This window comes from Occallatibacter sp. (assembly GCF_049510455.1).
Taxonomy (GTDB): Bacteria; Acidobacteriota; Terriglobia; order Terriglobales; family Acidobacteriaceae; genus Telmatobacter.
This window is the reverse complement of record NZ_JBEKYX010000024.1, coordinates 1-15811: the sequence shown is the minus strand read 5'-3', so window position 1 is coordinate 15811 and position 15811 is coordinate 1. Positions and strand designations below refer to the sequence as shown.

Genomic DNA, 15811 nt, shown 5'->3' with positions numbered 1-15811 from the left:
AGTTTCCTAAGGATTGTTCGAACTCAGGCTTCAATCGAACCAGCCGGTTCTCATTTGAACTTTTATCCGCAGAAAGCAGGTATTGACCGTCGGTCTGTTTAAACCGAGTACAACTCCACGTTTTCTGGAACAATTCGCGGTCCCTCCGATTTTTCATGACAATCGAAACCAGGGATTATTACCCTGTTGTACCATTTTGCGATACTTTTTAAAGTGAAGTTTTTGTTAACGAGGGCTCCGTATTCCCCTTGACGGTGCGCCTGCACAGTTGAGATGTAAGGAAAACGCTGTAGGTTGTTTACCGAATCATCTTTGCAAAGAAAATTTCCGGTTAACGGAGCATTGCAAATTCCGCGGTCCTCTAAATCCGCCCGGAACCACAGGCGATTCTGCCCTGCAAAGTGAGGACAGGTCATGAGGAGCATAAGTGCTCCTCAGTACTTTGAATAGAAAAGTGGGTTGGCCGAGAGCAGCCGAGTTACTGCTGCGATACAATCTTCCCATGGCCGAGTGGTGAAATTGGCAGCCACAGCAGACTCAAAATCCCATGCGTCCCCTCGATCAGACGAGTACCACTCGCCGCGAATACCCGCTCACGACCGGCCGGAAGATCAGTCAAGGTGTTTACGCCGGGGTCTTTTTGGTCGGCGCAGGCTTCTTTCTTAAGTTGGCGGTCAACCCAATCGGCCGGGACTTTGTCTTGGTGATTGGCGGGATCTTGCTAATCCTCGGACTCATGCTCGTCGCGCAGGTATGGACTTCGCGCCTGATCCTCGACGAAGATCGGATCGAGGTGCGCTCGGCGTTTCGCACCCGTAGCGCCACCCGCGCTGAAATCGAGGGACTGCGGAAAATAGAAAATCAATACGGTCGCTGGACGCGCGTTTATCTGAAGCAAGATCGCGGCAGTTTCAGCGTCTCCGACTTCTTCGCATGTAATGACAGTCTGAAGGAGTGGTTCAAAGGCCTGCCTGATTTAGATGGGCGCGATGCCGACGAGATTACCAAAGAGGTCAGCCTTCAGGAATCTCCAACGCAACCGGAGAGCGGCGCTTCAAAGGCGTTTAGTCTAGCGAAAGCGTGGGCAGTTGGGATCAGTGTCGTCGCCGGTGTTGCAAGCGTCCCGGTGATGTTTGTAAGCTATGCGCCGGTCTACAAAGCCTCGTTAATTGTGTTGCTCGTTTGCCCAATCGCCGGAATCCTGCTCCTTCGCCGTTTTCCGCTTCTGTTCGCGGTCTTCAAAAGAAAGCCCGATCCGCGCGCAGACCTTGGTTTTCTCCTTATCTGGCCGGGCATTGGAGTGGCCTTTTCTTACCAGAATTCGAACGACCCAACTCATCTTGTAGATACATTCCAATTGACGTATTTGGTGCTGGCTGTCCTCGTATCTTTCCTCGCGGCCATTTTCCCAGCGGTTTGGAAAAGCCCCTCTCGTTGGGGTGTGTTCTTTTTTCTCGTAATTTCCGGCGGTATGTACAGCATGGGGCTCGTGAATTCAGGCAACACCTTGCTGGACCATTCGGCCCCGCGTCCTTATGCCACTTGGGTGCTGAAGAAGAGCGAGAGCCACTCAAGCAAGGGGACACGCTATTTCCTCCGCGTTGCTCCCTGGGGACCGATCAGTTACACCGACGACGTGGATGTTCCGATGCGAACTTACAACACGACGCGCGTAGGCGATCCCGTATGCTATGGGCTGCATCCCGGATTCCTGCACGGGCCCTGGTACACCTCATTAAGCTGTATGGAGCAGTCCGCCCCGATTACTCCATAATGCGTAGGGATTCGCTAATGCCATGGAGTTTCTGACCCGCTGCGGTACGATCTTCATGGTGGCCGAGTGGTGAAATTGGTAACCACAGCAGGCTCGACTCGTCTTCGGATCAGCTTTTTGTATGGTCTAATAGAGGTATTGGCGGGTTGGCGGAACTGGCAGACGCAGAGGTCTCAAAAACCTCCGAGAGCAATCTCATATCGGTTCGATTCCGATACCCGCCACCATCTAGCGTCTTCCCCAAAAATCAATGAAAAGATACCTCAGGTGATCAGTCGGGGCCGAGGCTGATTTTTGTAAAAAATAGTTGGAATTTACACATTTTCTTACACAGTTTCCAGCGTCTCGTAGCTATCATGCTGAAAGAGCTATAGTTACTGGAATACGCAGCGGACTCAAAATCCGCCGAGGGCAACCTCGTGGGGGTTCGACCCCCCCTCCCGGCACCAATAAGATCAATGATTTACCAAATCAACGCATCTTCGGATGCGTTTTTCTGTGCCCAAACTGTGCCCAAAGTTACGGAGTGCTCTAAACTTGGTGCACGGAGAATACTGCGAGCCGATGAGTCTGACGGCCTATCACGCCAAGCTCTTTGCGCATGAGCTGACGAAACGGTCCAGTTCGGACGACGTGGACAAACTCGCGTCCGCTCTTTCAGATGCTCAAGTCGATCTAAATCCGCATCAGATTGAAGCAGCGCTCTTCGCTTTTCGCTCACCGCTTTCTAAAGGAGCGATTCTCGCTGACGAAGTGGGGCTCGGCAAAACTATCGAAGCCGGTATCCTTCTAGCGCAGCGATGGGCGGAGCGTAGCCGGAAACTGCTCGGCATCTGCCCGGCAAACCTACGCAAGCAGTGGAGCCAGGAACTCAGCGACAAGTTCTTTCTGCCCACGGCAATTCTTGAGGCCAAGACTTTCAACGAAGCCATCCGGGGCGGCAATCTCAACCCTTTCGACCAGTCGAAGATCATTCTCTGCTCCTACCAGTTTGCCCGATCTAAGGAGCCTTATCTCCGTCAGACGGCCTGGGATTTGGTCGTTATAGACGAAGCTCATCGGCTCAGGAATGTCTACAAGTCCTCCAACAAAATTGCTGTTGCGATCAAGAGTGCCCTTGCGGTTCGCCAGAAGGTCTTGCTCACGGCAACACCTTTGCAAAACTCGCTGTTGGAACTGTATGGCCTCGTCAGCATTGTGGACGAGTTCATCTTCGGTGACCTTCGCAGCTTTCGTGCTCAATTCACCAGGGCGGCAGCGTCGAAGACCTCGGCCAAGGAAGGCCAGGAGGAATACAGCTCACTGCGAGAGCGTATCCGGCCAGTTTGCCAGCGCACCCTTCGCCGACAGGTAAGTCAGTACGTCGCTTTCACCCGCCGCCATGCGCTTGTACAGGAGTTCGTCCCGACCGCCGAGGAGCAGAAGCTCTATGACCTCGTATCGGACTACTTACAGAGTCCCAACCTCTATGCACTGCCATCGAGTCAGCGACAGCTCATGACTCTCATGCTTCGCAAGTTGCTCGCCAGTTCGACCTACGCTATCTCGGATACACTCGCTGGCCTTGCAGCGAAACTTGAAGAAGCCGAGCGGGTAAGCGACTCCTCGGCAATCCTAGTTGAAGATTTTGCCGAAAACTTCGAGCTGATGCCCGAGATTGAAGAGGAGTGGGCAGAAGACGATGAGGATTCCGAAGGTGAGGCCATTGCCGCGAAACAAACTCCGCTAAGCGAGGAGCAGCGCAAGGAGAGACGGGAAGAGATTGCACGGCTCAGGGAGTTCCATGAGCTTGCGCGGAGTATCCAGCGCAACTCCAAGGGCGAACAGCTCCTAACGGCTCTCAAGCGCGGTTTTGCCGCCGCAGCCGTCGCGCAGTCGGGCCAGCCGGGAACTCTTCAACAGAAGGCTCTACTCTTTACAGAGTCGCGCCGAACACAGGAGTACCTCTATCGTCTTTTGGAACAGACTGAGTTTGCCGGGAAAGTCGTTCTCTTCAATGGATCGAACACGGATGAGAAGAGTCAGACCATCTACCGCGCATGGATGGATCGGCATAAGGGTACGGACCGCATCACCGGCTCACCGACGGCTGACAAACGCGCTGCCCTGGTCGATTACTTCCGCGAAGAAGCCAGCATCATGATTGCGACGGAGGCCGCCGCAGAGGGTATCAATCTTCAGTTCTGCAATTTGGTCGTCAACTACGACCTTCCGTGGAACCCGCAGCGGATTGAGCAGCGCATAGGCCGTTGCCACCGCTACGGCCAAAAGTTTGACGTAGTGGTGGTGAATTTTCTTAACAAAGCCAACGCCGCCGACGTTCGGGTTTATCAGCTCTTAGACGAAAAATTCAAACTCTTCGATGGAGTCTTCGGTGCCAGTGATGAGGTGCTTGGAGCGATTGAATCGGGTGGTCATCTCGCCCGACAACGAATCGCGCCGAGAGATCAACAGCAGCATCCATCGAGCGATGCAGGACGCGGGCCAGGTCAAAATCGAAGAGCATCGGGTGCATGTGCTCTACGCGCGGCAGGACATCACCGGAGCCGACCGGCAGCACGCACAGAACTATGAAACCGGCGATGTCATCCGTTACTCGAAGGGGTCGAAGCCGCTGGGAATCGAGGCCGGAGAGTATGCGCGTGTGGCCCACACCGACCGCGAGAGCAACACCGTCACGGTGACAAGAAAGAACGGCGAGGAGCTGAGCTACGATCCGCGCCGCTTGCAGGGCGTGACGATCTACCGCGACACCGAGCGCACGTTCGCCGAGGGTGACCGGGTGCAGTTGACCGCCCCGTATCACGAGCAAAAGCTAGCCAATCGTGAGCTGGGCACGGTGGAGCAGATCGACGGCGGCGGCAACCTGAAACTGAAGATGGACTCGGGGCGTGAGGTCGAGTTCAACGCGCGACAGCATCCGCATCTCGACTACGGGTATGCAGTGACGAGTCACAGCAGCCAGGGCCAGACCGCCGACCGTGTGCTCATCCAGGTTGACTCCGACCAGGCGCACGGCGGGCTGCTGAATAACCGCATGGCCTACGTCTCTGTCTCGCGGGCGCAGTACGAGGTACAGATTTACACGAACGACGCGGCAACGCTGGGCCAAGAACTGAGCCGTGATGTATCAAAGTCTGTTGCTCTTGAGGATGTAGCGATTGCGAAAACTCTCGATCCTCAGCCAGTTCAGCAGATCGTAGAACAGCTTGGATTGAGCCTTAGCCTGTAACGATGTTGCAATACGTCATCCTTTATAATCAACTAATGACGTTTTGAGACAATCGGCGATGACAAACAACATGATGAAGACAATGCGTTATGTCGGCAAGCACGGGATCGTCAGACCCCGCGATCTTGAAGCGCTTGGCATTCCCCGCGAATATCTTCTGCGTCTGTACCGGCGGGGCAAACTCAGCCGATCTAGCCGGGGTGTGTACACTCTGCCAAACGCTGCTGTCACAGAGAGACATTCCTACGCTGAGGTGACGAAGCGAGTTCCAGGAGCTGTCCTCTGCCTTCTGACGGCGCTCGCTTTCCACGAGATCACGACTCAGAACCCGTCTTCGATATGGATTGCGCTGGGGAAGGGAGCCAGAACACCGGCCCTGGAGTCTCATTCGCTCAGGATTGCTCGGCTGTCCGGGCCATCCCTCACAGAAGGCATTGAGACCTACCGCGTCGAGGGCGTTTCTGTCCGCGTTTACTCCGCCGCAAAGACCGTCGCGGACTGCTTCAAATTTCGGAACAAGATCGGCCTTGACATCGCCATCGAGGCGCTAAGAGATTGCCTTTCGCAGAGGAAGGCCACTATCAATGACATCTACTGTTACGCTAAGACTTGCCGCGTCAGTAATGTCATCCGCCCATATATGGAGGCCATATGACGCGAGAACCCAACAAGAATTCGGCGGCATCCATCCGCGCTAGGCTCCTCTCCCTGTCAAAGGAGCAGGGCGAAGACTATCAGAGAGTGCTTGGCAGATTCGCAATCGAGCGATACCTGTATCGGCTGGAGGTATCGACTTACGGAGATCGCTTTGTGCTCAAAGGAGCAACGCTCTTTACGCTATGGAGAGGGGAAGTCCATCGACCAACGAAAGACCTGGACTTGCTTGGCGGGGCTCCACTTCCATCGCTGACATAGAGAGAGTCATCCGCGCCATCTGCGAAGTCACCAATGACGACGGCATTCTCTTTGATAGCCAATAATCCTCGGAAGCTCTCGAAAAGACTCCTCAATTGCGTTGTGCACCGCGCCGGTGTAACGTGGTGCAAAGAGAAGGATATTCAACATGGACGAAAAACGGGGCGCAAAGGAAGTCAAAAGGGCAGGACACCAGCCGAGGGCATCCATCACCTTCCCCCCGAAGCTCTATCGCAGCCTTGAGAATCTCGCCAAATTGAAGAAGGTTTCGCTCGCCTGGATCGTGCGCGATGCGGCTGAGCTGTATGTTGCCGGACAATCCGGCACCGGCAACACGAGGGGAGCGGCCAGCAATGAGTAGTCCCGTCATTACCCCATCGCTCTTTGCCCACGGTTCAACTTGGGTGCGGGCGGATTTTCATATGCATACCGCCGCCGATAAGGAATTCAGCTATACAGGCGATTCGAACTATTTCGTCTCGGAATATGTCGCGGCCTTGAAACAGGCCAACATTCGAGTAGCGGCCATCACAAACCACAACAAGTTTGACCGGGAAGATTTCAAAGCGTTGTCGAAACACGCGAAGAAAGAGGAAATCTGTCTGCTCCCTGGGGTCGAACTGTCCGTCAAGGACGGCTCAAACGGTATTCATATCCTGGTGATCTTCAGCAGCGAATGGATCTCGAACAAAGAGAACGCCAACTATATCCAGAGCTTTTTGAGCGTCACCTTCGCGGGCCAGGCCAATTTCGAGCATGAAAACGGCAGATCGAACCACGATCTCACTGAGACGATCCGCGAACTCGATAAATTCAACAAGGACTACTTTCTTGTCTGCGCCCACGTGGAGGCCAGCAATGGGCTATGGGGCGGCCTTTCCGGCGGTCGCCTCACGGAAGTCGGCAAGTCCGAGCTGTTCCGACAGCGCTGCGCGGCCTTTCAAAAAATCAGTACCCACGATAAGCGCGTCCAGGTGAAGCAGTGGTTGGGAGACTGGTATCCCGCCGAGGTCGAGGGCTGCGACTGCAAATCCATCAGCGACATTGGCAAAGGCAAGCATACCTACCTAAAGATTGGTGCGTTCACCTTCGAAGCGGTGAAGTTCGCGCTCATGGATTGCGCCAACCGTGTTGCCCTGGAACAGCCGAAGCAAGAGAACTCTTTCATCAAGAGCGTCGAATTTCAGGGCGACAAGCTGGACGACAAGACCTTGGATTTCTCGCCGGAGCTCAATACGCTTATCGGCATCCGGGGGAGCGGAAAATCCACGATTATCGAAGCATTGCGATATGCTTTGGATATTCCCTTCGGCAAAAACGCGGCGGACAAAGAGTATAAGGAGCAGTCGGCAAAATATGCCTTGGGCAGCGGCGGCAAGATTACGCTGTGCGCCACCGACCGCCACGGCCAGGAGTATGAAGTAAGGCGAATCGTGGGCGAGCAACCGGATGTATATTTCAACGGCAAGCTACAGCCTGGCATCAACATCCGCGAGACGGTGCTGCACAAGCCCATTTATTTCGGCCAGAAGGACCTCTCCAACACAGGCGCGGGGTTCGAAAACGATCTGGTAGAGAAACTGGTCGGGGACAAGCTCGCAGATGTTCGGCAAAACATCGCCGTGCAACGGCAGGCAGTCGTCGAAATCACCAGCCGATTGCAAAAGCTGTCCGACGTGGGAGAGAAGCAGAAGGAGTATGAAAGTAAGAAGCAGGATGCCGAGTTTCGCCTGAAAGTGTTCAAGCAGCACGGGGTTGAAGAGAAACTTCAGAAACAGGTCGATTTCGAGCAGGACGACCGCACGGTTAGAGACCTCAGCGAATTCGTCACCGGTTACATTCAGGAACTTGAAGACCTGATAGCGCAGCATTCCGATGAGTTTGTCAGCCGTCAAAAATACACCTCCAAGCAAAACCAGGCCTTTTTTGTGGAGGTCTTTGCGATATTTGACCTCGTGGCGAAAGGCTTCTCCGAGCTTAGGAAGACCGTCGCACAGGCCAAAACGGCATCGACAGAACTGAAGGCGAAGGTTAAGCAATTCGAGCTTATGCGAAACGAGCTGAAGGAAGAATTCGCGGAGATTGCGAGAAAGCTCTCCGACGAATTGAAGTCCAGCGGCGCTACGGCCATCAAGCCCGATGAATTTCTGCGGCAGCGGAAGGCCGTCGAAAATGCAGCGCAAATACTTAAAGCGCTGTCGAAGGAAAAAGAGCAGCAAACGACGCTCCAGACGCAGCTTTCCGCCGCTTTGACCGCGCTTAACGAGCTGTGGCATCAAGAGTTCAGATTGATTAAGCAAGAGCTGGACAAGATCAATGCCCAAGAAACCGCGCTTCAGATCGAAATCGACTATAAAGGTGATAAAGCGGCATTCGTACGCTACTTGAAGGACATCTTTCGCGGCAGCAAGCTGCGCGAGACTACTCTTACGGAGCTGGCGAATTCGTTTGCCGATGGCGCGGCGATATACCGCGAACTGGATAAAGCGAAAACATCGGTCGGAGCTTCGGCAGGGACCTTCGAGGAGTATCTGCACGAAAATCTGAGCGCCATGCTGACGTGGCAAGTACCCAATGCCTACGCCATCAAATACCACGGCAAGCACCTGAAGAATCATTCGCTCGGGCAACGTGCGTCGGCCTTGATTCTGTTCGTCCTGAGCCAGCACGAAAACGATGTGATCATCATCGATCAGCCGGAAGACGATCTTGACAACCAGACGATCTATGAAGACGTGATCAAGTTGGTCAGGAAGTTGAAGATGAAGACCCAGTTCATTTTTGCGACCCACAATCCGAATATTCCTGTGCTGGGCGATGCGGAGCAAATCATCGCCTGTTCCTATACGCAGGATGCGATTCAGGCGACCGCAGGAAGCATTGATTCCCCCACCTTGCAGGAAGCCATCGTCAGCATCATGGAGGGAGGCAGCGAAGCCTTCCAGCGCCGAAAGGAGATTTACGAGATTTGGAAACAGTAGAACTTCTTGAAATAGCTGGACGTGGAGAGGATACCCGCCATCAGTTCAAGGCTGATGTGACGAATGCTGTTTCTCTTGCAAGTGAGATAGTCGCCTTCGCAAATTCCGGCGGGGGGCAGCTCCTCATTGGTGTGGCGGATGACGGCAGCATTGAGGCGCTCGATGCCACTGATATTCAGCGGATAAATCAACTCATCGGCAACGCAGCTTCCACTCAGATACGCCCGGCGATCAATCCAGTGACTGAAAACGTGCCAGTGGCAAACGGCATCGTCGTCGTCGTGACGATACCTGACGGGATCGCCAAACCCTACATGGACAACTCCGGGGCGATCTGGGTTAAGAGCGGCAGTGACAAGCGAAAGGTGACGGCGCGTGAGGAAATGCAGCGCATGTTCCAGGCGGCGCAGCTCGTGCATGGTGACGACATCCCCGTTACCGGATCATCCATCGCTGACATAGACCTTGATTATTTCCGAAGATTTTATAGCTCCCGCTATGAGAGGAAGCTGGACCAGCAAGAGCTGTCGTTGGGCCAGGTTCTTACCAACATGCGCCTTGTCAATAATGGCGTCTTGACGGTTGCAGGAGCACTACTATTTGCGCGCGAGCCTCAAGTTTTCCTGCCAGTCTTCCATGTTAAGGCCGTCTGCTATCCCGGCAACGATATTCACGTCACGACATATCTCGACAGCGTTGATATAACCGGAAAGCTTCAGGCGCAGTTTGACGATGCACTGGGCTTTATTACCCGCAATCTGCGCAGGGATCAAGGAGAGCAGGGGGTAAACACGACTGGAGAGTTAGAAATCCCACGGATCGTTCTGGAGGAATTACTTGCTAATGCCCTGATGCACCGTGACTATTTTGTCTCCGCCCCCATACGCGTGTTCGTCTTTGATGACCGCGTGGAGATCATCAGTCCGGGGCACCTTCCCAACAACCTGACCGTGGCAAATATTCAAACCGGCAATTCCAATATCCGAAACCCGATCCTCGCATCTTTTGCCACGAAGCTACTTCCTTATCGCGGCTTGGGCACCGGCATCTTGAGAGCCCTGCGTGAATATCCGTCGATTGAGTTCGAGAACGACAGGGACGGCAATTTGTTCCGCGCCACGATACGGCGTCATCCACGGTAAGGAGTTAGCGAACGATTCTCGCCAGAGGATTTCCTTGCATGAAATCCTGGATGAAATACTCCTTCCCCCCCGGGCCAACGGCTCCTTTTTGGGTGGAAGTATCGAACATCACCAAACGCCAGAGATTTGCCCCCCCGAAATCGATAAGGACTGGCTTCGTTGCTTGTATCCAGTTATGAAAGAGCTTGCCGCGCCCGTACCAATGAAGTGAATGCGCAACCGGGCTCTCATTTATCCGGCCACCTAAGCTCAGATTGAAGTGCGCCGCATCCAGCTCGCCTCTGCAACCATCTACAACCCACACCATATTCTTGTAGAAGTCCTCCCTGGACTTCATCTCCGCAGGCGTCATCGGGGAGTGTTGGAATTCGAGGACCAGGCCATGCTCCGTTCTCACGTCCGCGATGTGTTTCTCCCCGGTATTGGGGTCGAAGAGAATGCTCTCGTGCCATTCTTTCGGAAAATGATTTTTCCACGCACGATGCCATTCAGTCTCAGCTTCCCACCAGGGATCACAATGCACTCTGCTTTTATGTGCCCAATGCCACAGCTTATGCTGCCCGCACTTTGCGACCATTTCCGAACCGCAGTTTTTACAAATACCTTTCAAACCTGGAGAAGGTTCGACTGCCATTCCGTTCACTAGCGCGAACTGCATCAGTAAGCCTCTCTCATCTGCATAAATTAGGGTGTGATTATGCAGACCATCTCAAGTCCATTGCCTGACAGCTTCGCCAGATCGCGTTCGATGCCGCGAGGATTCTTGATCAGGGCAATCTACGAACTCATAGGGAGTGTTACAAATCCGGTAACCGATGGCACTATAACCCTTTAATCTACGTGCATACATTCTTGCCAGCATGAGGACATTGGAATCAACATAGTCGTAGACTCTGACAACGCGCTTCGCGTCGTGAAGCCGATGAAGGCGTCCAACATACTGCTGCAATGTGCCCTTCCATGAAATCGGCATCGCCAGGAACAACGTATCCAGGCGAGCATCATCAAAGCCCTCTCCTATGTAGCTGCCAGTTGCCAAGATGACTCTTGGCGCATCTTCCGGTACGGCCGCAATTGCCTCCGCTATCGCCCGCCGCTGCTTCTTCCCCATACCCCCTTTCAACACAAATACGCTGTCCCCTTGATTCGCGAGAGCTGTCTCGAAATACTTCAGGTGCTCAGTTCTGGCAGTGAGGAGTAGCGGTGAGCGCCCATCTTGGACTGCATGCAATAGATCGCCGACGATCAGCTCATTGCGGGCGCTATCGTCTACAAGCGCGGCGTACAATTCCTGAATTGTCGCGTCAGTCTGTTCTGGCGACAAACCGAATTCTGTCAATCGCGGGATTACCTCATGTTCGAAGGGTGACGCTGCGGTCATCGAGCGGGCGCTGAGCTTGTATCGTATCGGGCCACACTGCATATAAATTATGGGCTGATGTCCATCTTTGCGTTCGGGAGTTGCCGTTAGGCCGAGGACGTATTTTGCCTTTACCTGCTTCATCACCTGCTCAAAGGTGAATGCAGATAGATGGTGGCATTCATCGATAATGACCTGACCATACTCCGCCACGAAGTCTTTCACTCCTGCCTTGTCTTGAGTGCTTTGGATGATGGCAATGTCTACGCAACCGCTGCGCTCGTTCTTCCCGCCGCCTACCTGACCAATTGACTTGGTAGGGAGCTTGAAGAACATTGCTAACCTAGCGTGCCACTGATCGAGCAGTTGCTGGCGATGGACCAGCACAAGCGTATTCACCTTTCGTGCGGCAATCAACCAAGAGGCCAAAGCGGTTTTTCCAAAAGCCGTGGGCGCGCAGAGAATCCCCTCATCGTGTCCGGAGATTATGGACGCGGCATCCAATTGGGCCGGACGCAACTGGCCGGAGAACTCTATGTCGATTGGATGGCCTGCAAACCGCTCGTCACGAACCACTGTCGCGACGCGGTGCGCCTCAAACAGTTGCACTACCTCCGCAAAACAACCGCGCGGCACCGCGATGTAGTTTGTGAGATCCTCGCCACAAGCAATCACGCGCGGCTTGTTGAATGTGGGGAGCCGCATAGCCTGGGCTTTATAGAACTCTGGATTTTGAAAAGCTGCCAAGCGTAGTAGCCGGTTCAACATTGCGGCAGGCAGTCCACTTTTCTCGATGTACACAAGATTTGATCGAACAATTTGTACTTGTGTTGGGAAGGGTCCAGGTATTTGACGTTCCGTTCTCGTTCGTGACGGCGGAGACATCCACGGATCGAGTTCTTCGTCTTCGCCAACGCTGAATCTGACACCGATGAGGTCTCCGCGCTTTTGCGCTTCAAGTACCACTGCGTCGACGGCGTTAGCAGACATCCTTTCAACGCTGGCGAGAAATTGCCATTGATCTGGATAGGGGCGGAACTCTGCATCAACAAAAACACTGTTCCCGTTTGCGCGCGGAACCTTTTGCAGTGGGAGAGCGATTAGGTTGCCAAACCCTCCCTTTGGCATCGTGTCTTGATTGGGAAAGAATCGGTCATAGGAATCCAGTCCTATCTGGTGTCGAAACTCCATGGCTCGAGTGAGGATTAAAGAGCCAAGTTTTCGTGCGGTTGTGGCTGGGAGTGCCCTCTCAAAGAATATCCAGACATGGCCACCATTTCCTGACCGTGAGCGTTCCATTGCCGCTGGCACGCCCTGTTCGCTACAGGCCGCGAGAAACGCGGTGGCATCTTGCTGCCATGTCTTCTTGTCAAAATCGACCGCCAGCAGCCAGCAGGTCTCATCCTGGAGGAGAGGATAAAGCCCGACGGTTTGCTCCCCCACAAGATGCGCACGGATAACGTCATCGGTTAGTGGCCTATATTTCCGGGTTAGACGATCAACCTTCTTGCGATCCTCCTCTTTGGCACCTAGATACGATTTCCAGTCGCGATCTGCCTTGGGCATATACCCAGATCGCCCGTCGGCGTTATCCCAGCGGATGGCGTAGACATCGTCCCGCCCGAAAAACAGACTGCGAAACAAAGCGATTCGCTGTTCCGCCTTACCCACTTCTTGCTTGCGAACTCCAGGTACTGCACTTGCAACTTGAGGGCTTTCGGTAACGGATATAAGGGCCTCTGGAATTGGTATGCCATTTGCAGTCAAGAGGCTACGCAAACGGACGTTCTCTTCCCGCAGCCGTCGCACTTCTGCTAAAGATGCCTCAGAGATCGAACGCTCGTGATCGACTTTGTTCATAATGAGGGTCCATCCATTTGCACCAGTTTATAGAGGTGGCACGCAAAACAATTGCGTATAGGCATGGACACGGCAAATTGCCGGACGATCCCCTGTCCCTGTCGATGGATGTTGGAGCGGATACCCACGATTTTCGTCCCTGGCATGTAGATGAAATTGAGGCAGTCATGAAAACAAGGACGGATGCGCGAGAGCAGCAAAGCCCATTCCGTGTAGAGAGAGGCGAATAGCTATTCTGGAAATGCCAGAAGAGGCGACTTCTTCCAAATGTCACCGTCCGGTGTCATGCTGTGATGTCACCGTTCGCTCTCTTTACAAAATGTCACCGTTCGGTTACTCTGCAAGAGGACAGTAGCCGAGGTCGATGTTATGCGTATCCGAACCGCCACTGATTTAGGGGCTTTCATCCGGGAGCGTCGTACCAAGCTTGGTATGGATCAAGGTGCATTGGCTGAGGCGGCAGGAACGAGCCGAAAGTGGATTATCGAGGTTGAACAAGGTAAACCTCGTGCTGAAATTGGTCTATTGTTGCGCACGCTGAAGACCCTTGGAGTGTCAATTGACCTCCAGATCGATCCTTCACCAGCAGCTTCCACCAACAGCGAAGCCAAAGCGGGAGACATCAACAGCGTTCTTAACGCCTTGAAGAAGCGCCCATGACAAATGAACTTATCGTCCTGCTGGATAGCCGAGAAGTCGGGAACGTCAGCTACAAGAACGCCAGACTCTCATTCACTTATAACGATACTTGGCGCAGCGATCCAAACGCTTACCCCCTATCGCTTTCAATGCCGCTAGGCTCGGCTACTCACGGCCACGCACGAATCGAAGCATTCTTATGGGGCCTACTCCCCGACAACGACCGTGTCCTCCAGAGTTGGGGAAGGCAATTTCATGTGTCGCCACGGAATGTCTTTCGACTGATTGCCAACGTAGGCGAAGACTGTGCGGGTGCCGTCCAGTTCGTCAGTCCAGAACGTCTGGTGACATTGCGTGGGGAGCCAACCGCCAAGGAAGTTGCGTGGCTTACCGAGGACGATGTAGCAGATCGCCTGAGTGCGTTGCGAGCTGACCATTCTGCGTGGCGGGCCGAGCGCGATACGGGCCGCTTCAGCTTGGCTGGCGCACAGCCTAAGACAGCACTCCTTTTCGAGCGCAAGCGATGGGGAGTTCCTTCCGGTCGTACTCCAACCACGCATATCCTGAAGCCACCGACGGGAGACTGGGACGGACATGCAGAAAACGAGCACTTCTCCTTGCAACTAGCCAGAGCCTCTGGCCTCATTGTCCCGAACTCCAGGGTCTTACATTTCAAAGATGAAATAGCAATCGTGGTAGAGCGTTATGACCGCGTGCGCAACGGGCGCGGGTGGTCCCGCATTCATCAGGAGGATATGTGTCAGGCTCTTGGCCTTCACACTACGCGCAAATACGAGAACGATGGCGGCCCAGGTGTACGCAGAATTGTGGAATTGTTACGAAACCAGTCTAGTAGCCCTGATGAAGATGTGCAGTCGTTTGTCGATGCCATAGCCTTCAACTGGCTGATAGCGGGGACGGATGCCCATGCCAAGAACTATTCGCTGCTGCTAGGCAAGGGGGCCGGAGTGCGACTAGCGCCAATCTACGACTTGGCAAGTATCCTTCCGTATCGCACAGTGGATTTGCGGAGAGTGAAACTCGCCATGAAGATCGGCGGTGAATATCGCTTAAGGAACATTGGATTACGGCACTGGCAAAAGTTGGCGACCGAACTCCACTTGGACCAGGTCACGATCATAGATCGCATCCGGGTAATGGCCTCTACTCTCCCTGACCATGCAATGGATGTTCAGAAGCAGATTGAGGGAGAGGGACTGTCGCACGCTACGATCACGAGGTTGAGTGAGCGCCTGAAAACGAGAGCGTCGGCCTGCCAAAAACTTTTACAATGAAGGCTCCTGAGCCCTTGCCAAGGCAACCGCAACGGACTTTTGTATTGTTACAGTTCGATGAAAATCCGCCGAAAGTCCGCTGCGTTTATCGCTCTTCTACTGTGCCCAAAACTGTGCCCAAACATCCAGAACAACCCCTCACAGAACCGCATGGAACCGCATCAGCGAGTCCGCTAAGTCGCTGTAAACACTGCATTTTCAATAGCTAGAAAATTGGGGACTGGGACTCAAAATCCGCCGAGGGCAACCTCATGTCGGTTCAAGTCCGACCTCGGCCACCATCTACAGCCTCCCCAACCAAATTGCTCAGATTTGCGGAATGATTGATTCCCGCTGGATCTTGTCTCATCCAAAACACGTGTAAATTTACGTTTCCATGCGTATTATTATCAATGTATCCCATTGATACTAAAGCATCTCTCCCGAAGGTATAAAGTTCGGACGCCCCACCCTCGCCGCGTATTCGTATTAGCGGCCAGGCAGGGATCGCTCCACAGCAAGAGGAGAAACGCCCTGGTCTCTATATCCCTTGTCCCTTTTCCCTTTCTTTCCCCATTACCAAAGTCCACCACCCTTTCGTAACCCCACCTCCTTCAGAAACTTTGCATGCAAT

General features: G+C 53.7%; 12 protein-coding genes and 1 tRNA gene. 11 read left to right on the top strand and 2 right to left on the bottom strand.

What is annotated here, in order from left to right; all coding sequences use genetic code 11:
- The first annotated feature begins 547 nt into the window (after window positions 1-547).
- The 9 genes from ABSG47_RS06480 to ABSG47_RS06440 all read left to right on the top strand — a co-directional run bounded on the left by ABSG47_RS06480 (window position 548) and on the right by ABSG47_RS06440 (window position 10044).
- Window positions 548-1774 (top strand): PH domain-containing protein, encoded by a 1227-nt coding sequence (locus ABSG47_RS06480; protein WP_424167930.1) that lies wholly within the window; start codon window positions 548-550, stop codon window positions 1772-1774.
- A 140-nt stretch (window positions 1775-1914) separates the two neighbouring features.
- Window positions 1915-2001 (top strand) — tRNA-Leu (locus ABSG47_RS06475).
- 337 nt (window positions 2002-2338) lie between these two features.
- Window positions 2339-4348: an SNF2-related protein gene (locus tag ABSG47_RS06470; RefSeq protein ID WP_424167927.1), complete on the top strand. Its 2010-nt coding sequence runs from the start codon at window positions 2339-2341 to the stop codon at window positions 4346-4348.
- Window positions 4284-5006 (top strand): ATP-binding domain-containing protein, encoded by a 723-nt coding sequence (locus ABSG47_RS06465; protein WP_424167925.1) that lies wholly within the window; start codon window positions 4284-4286, stop codon window positions 5004-5006. The genes ABSG47_RS06470 and ABSG47_RS06465 overlap by 65 nt, the downstream gene beginning before the upstream one ends.
- A gap of 58 nt (window positions 5007-5064) precedes the next feature.
- Window positions 5065-5661, top strand: a complete 597-nt coding sequence (locus tag ABSG47_RS06460; RefSeq protein WP_424167922.1) for a type IV toxin-antitoxin system AbiEi family antitoxin domain-containing protein — start codon at window positions 5065-5067, stop codon at window positions 5659-5661.
- Window positions 5658-5921, top strand: a complete 264-nt coding sequence (locus tag ABSG47_RS06455; protein ID WP_424167920.1) for a nucleotidyl transferase AbiEii/AbiGii toxin family protein — start codon at window positions 5658-5660, stop codon at window positions 5919-5921. Before ABSG47_RS06460 ends, ABSG47_RS06455 begins: the two co-directional genes overlap by 4 nt.
- A gap of 148 nt (window positions 5922-6069) precedes the next feature.
- Window positions 6070-6282, top strand: a complete 213-nt coding sequence (locus ABSG47_RS06450) for a ribbon-helix-helix domain-containing protein (RefSeq protein ID WP_424167917.1) — start codon at window positions 6070-6072, stop codon at window positions 6280-6282.
- Window positions 6275-8902 (top strand): TrlF family AAA-like ATPase, encoded by a 2628-nt coding sequence (locus ABSG47_RS06445; RefSeq protein ID WP_424167915.1) that lies wholly within the window; start codon window positions 6275-6277, stop codon window positions 8900-8902. The genes ABSG47_RS06450 and ABSG47_RS06445 overlap by 8 nt, the downstream gene beginning before the upstream one ends.
- Complete coding sequence (locus ABSG47_RS06440; RefSeq protein WP_424167912.1) at window positions 8890-10044, top strand: RNA-binding domain-containing protein; 1155 nt, start codon at window positions 8890-8892, stop codon at window positions 10042-10044. Before ABSG47_RS06445 ends, ABSG47_RS06440 begins: the two co-directional genes overlap by 13 nt.
- A 4-nt stretch (window positions 10045-10048) precedes the next feature.
- Here ABSG47_RS06440 and ABSG47_RS06435 read toward each other — a convergent pair whose 3' ends face one another.
- Together ABSG47_RS06435 and ABSG47_RS06430 are read right to left on the bottom strand one after the other, a co-directional pair.
- A complete protein-coding gene (locus tag ABSG47_RS06435; protein ID WP_424167910.1) occupies window positions 10049-10678 on the bottom strand; it encodes a competence protein CoiA in 630 nt (209 codons plus the stop codon).
- A 75-nt stretch (window positions 10679-10753) separates the two neighbouring features.
- Window positions 10754-13264, bottom strand: a complete 2511-nt coding sequence (locus ABSG47_RS06430; protein ID WP_424167908.1) for a TOTE conflict system archaeo-eukaryotic primase domain-containing protein — start codon at window positions 13262-13264, stop codon at window positions 10754-10756.
- A 369-nt stretch (window positions 13265-13633) separates the two neighbouring features.
- Between ABSG47_RS06430 and ABSG47_RS06425 the strand changes: the two genes are divergently transcribed.
- Both ABSG47_RS06425 and ABSG47_RS06420 read left to right on the top strand, forming a co-directional pair.
- Window positions 13634-13924, top strand: a complete 291-nt coding sequence (locus ABSG47_RS06425) for a helix-turn-helix domain-containing protein (protein ID WP_424167906.1) — start codon at window positions 13634-13636, stop codon at window positions 13922-13924.
- Window positions 13921-15198, top strand: a complete 1278-nt coding sequence (locus ABSG47_RS06420) for a type II toxin-antitoxin system HipA family toxin (RefSeq protein ID WP_424167904.1) — start codon at window positions 13921-13923, stop codon at window positions 15196-15198. The genes ABSG47_RS06425 and ABSG47_RS06420 overlap by 4 nt, the downstream gene beginning before the upstream one ends.
- The last annotated feature ends 613 nt before the right edge of the window (window positions 15199-15811 follow it).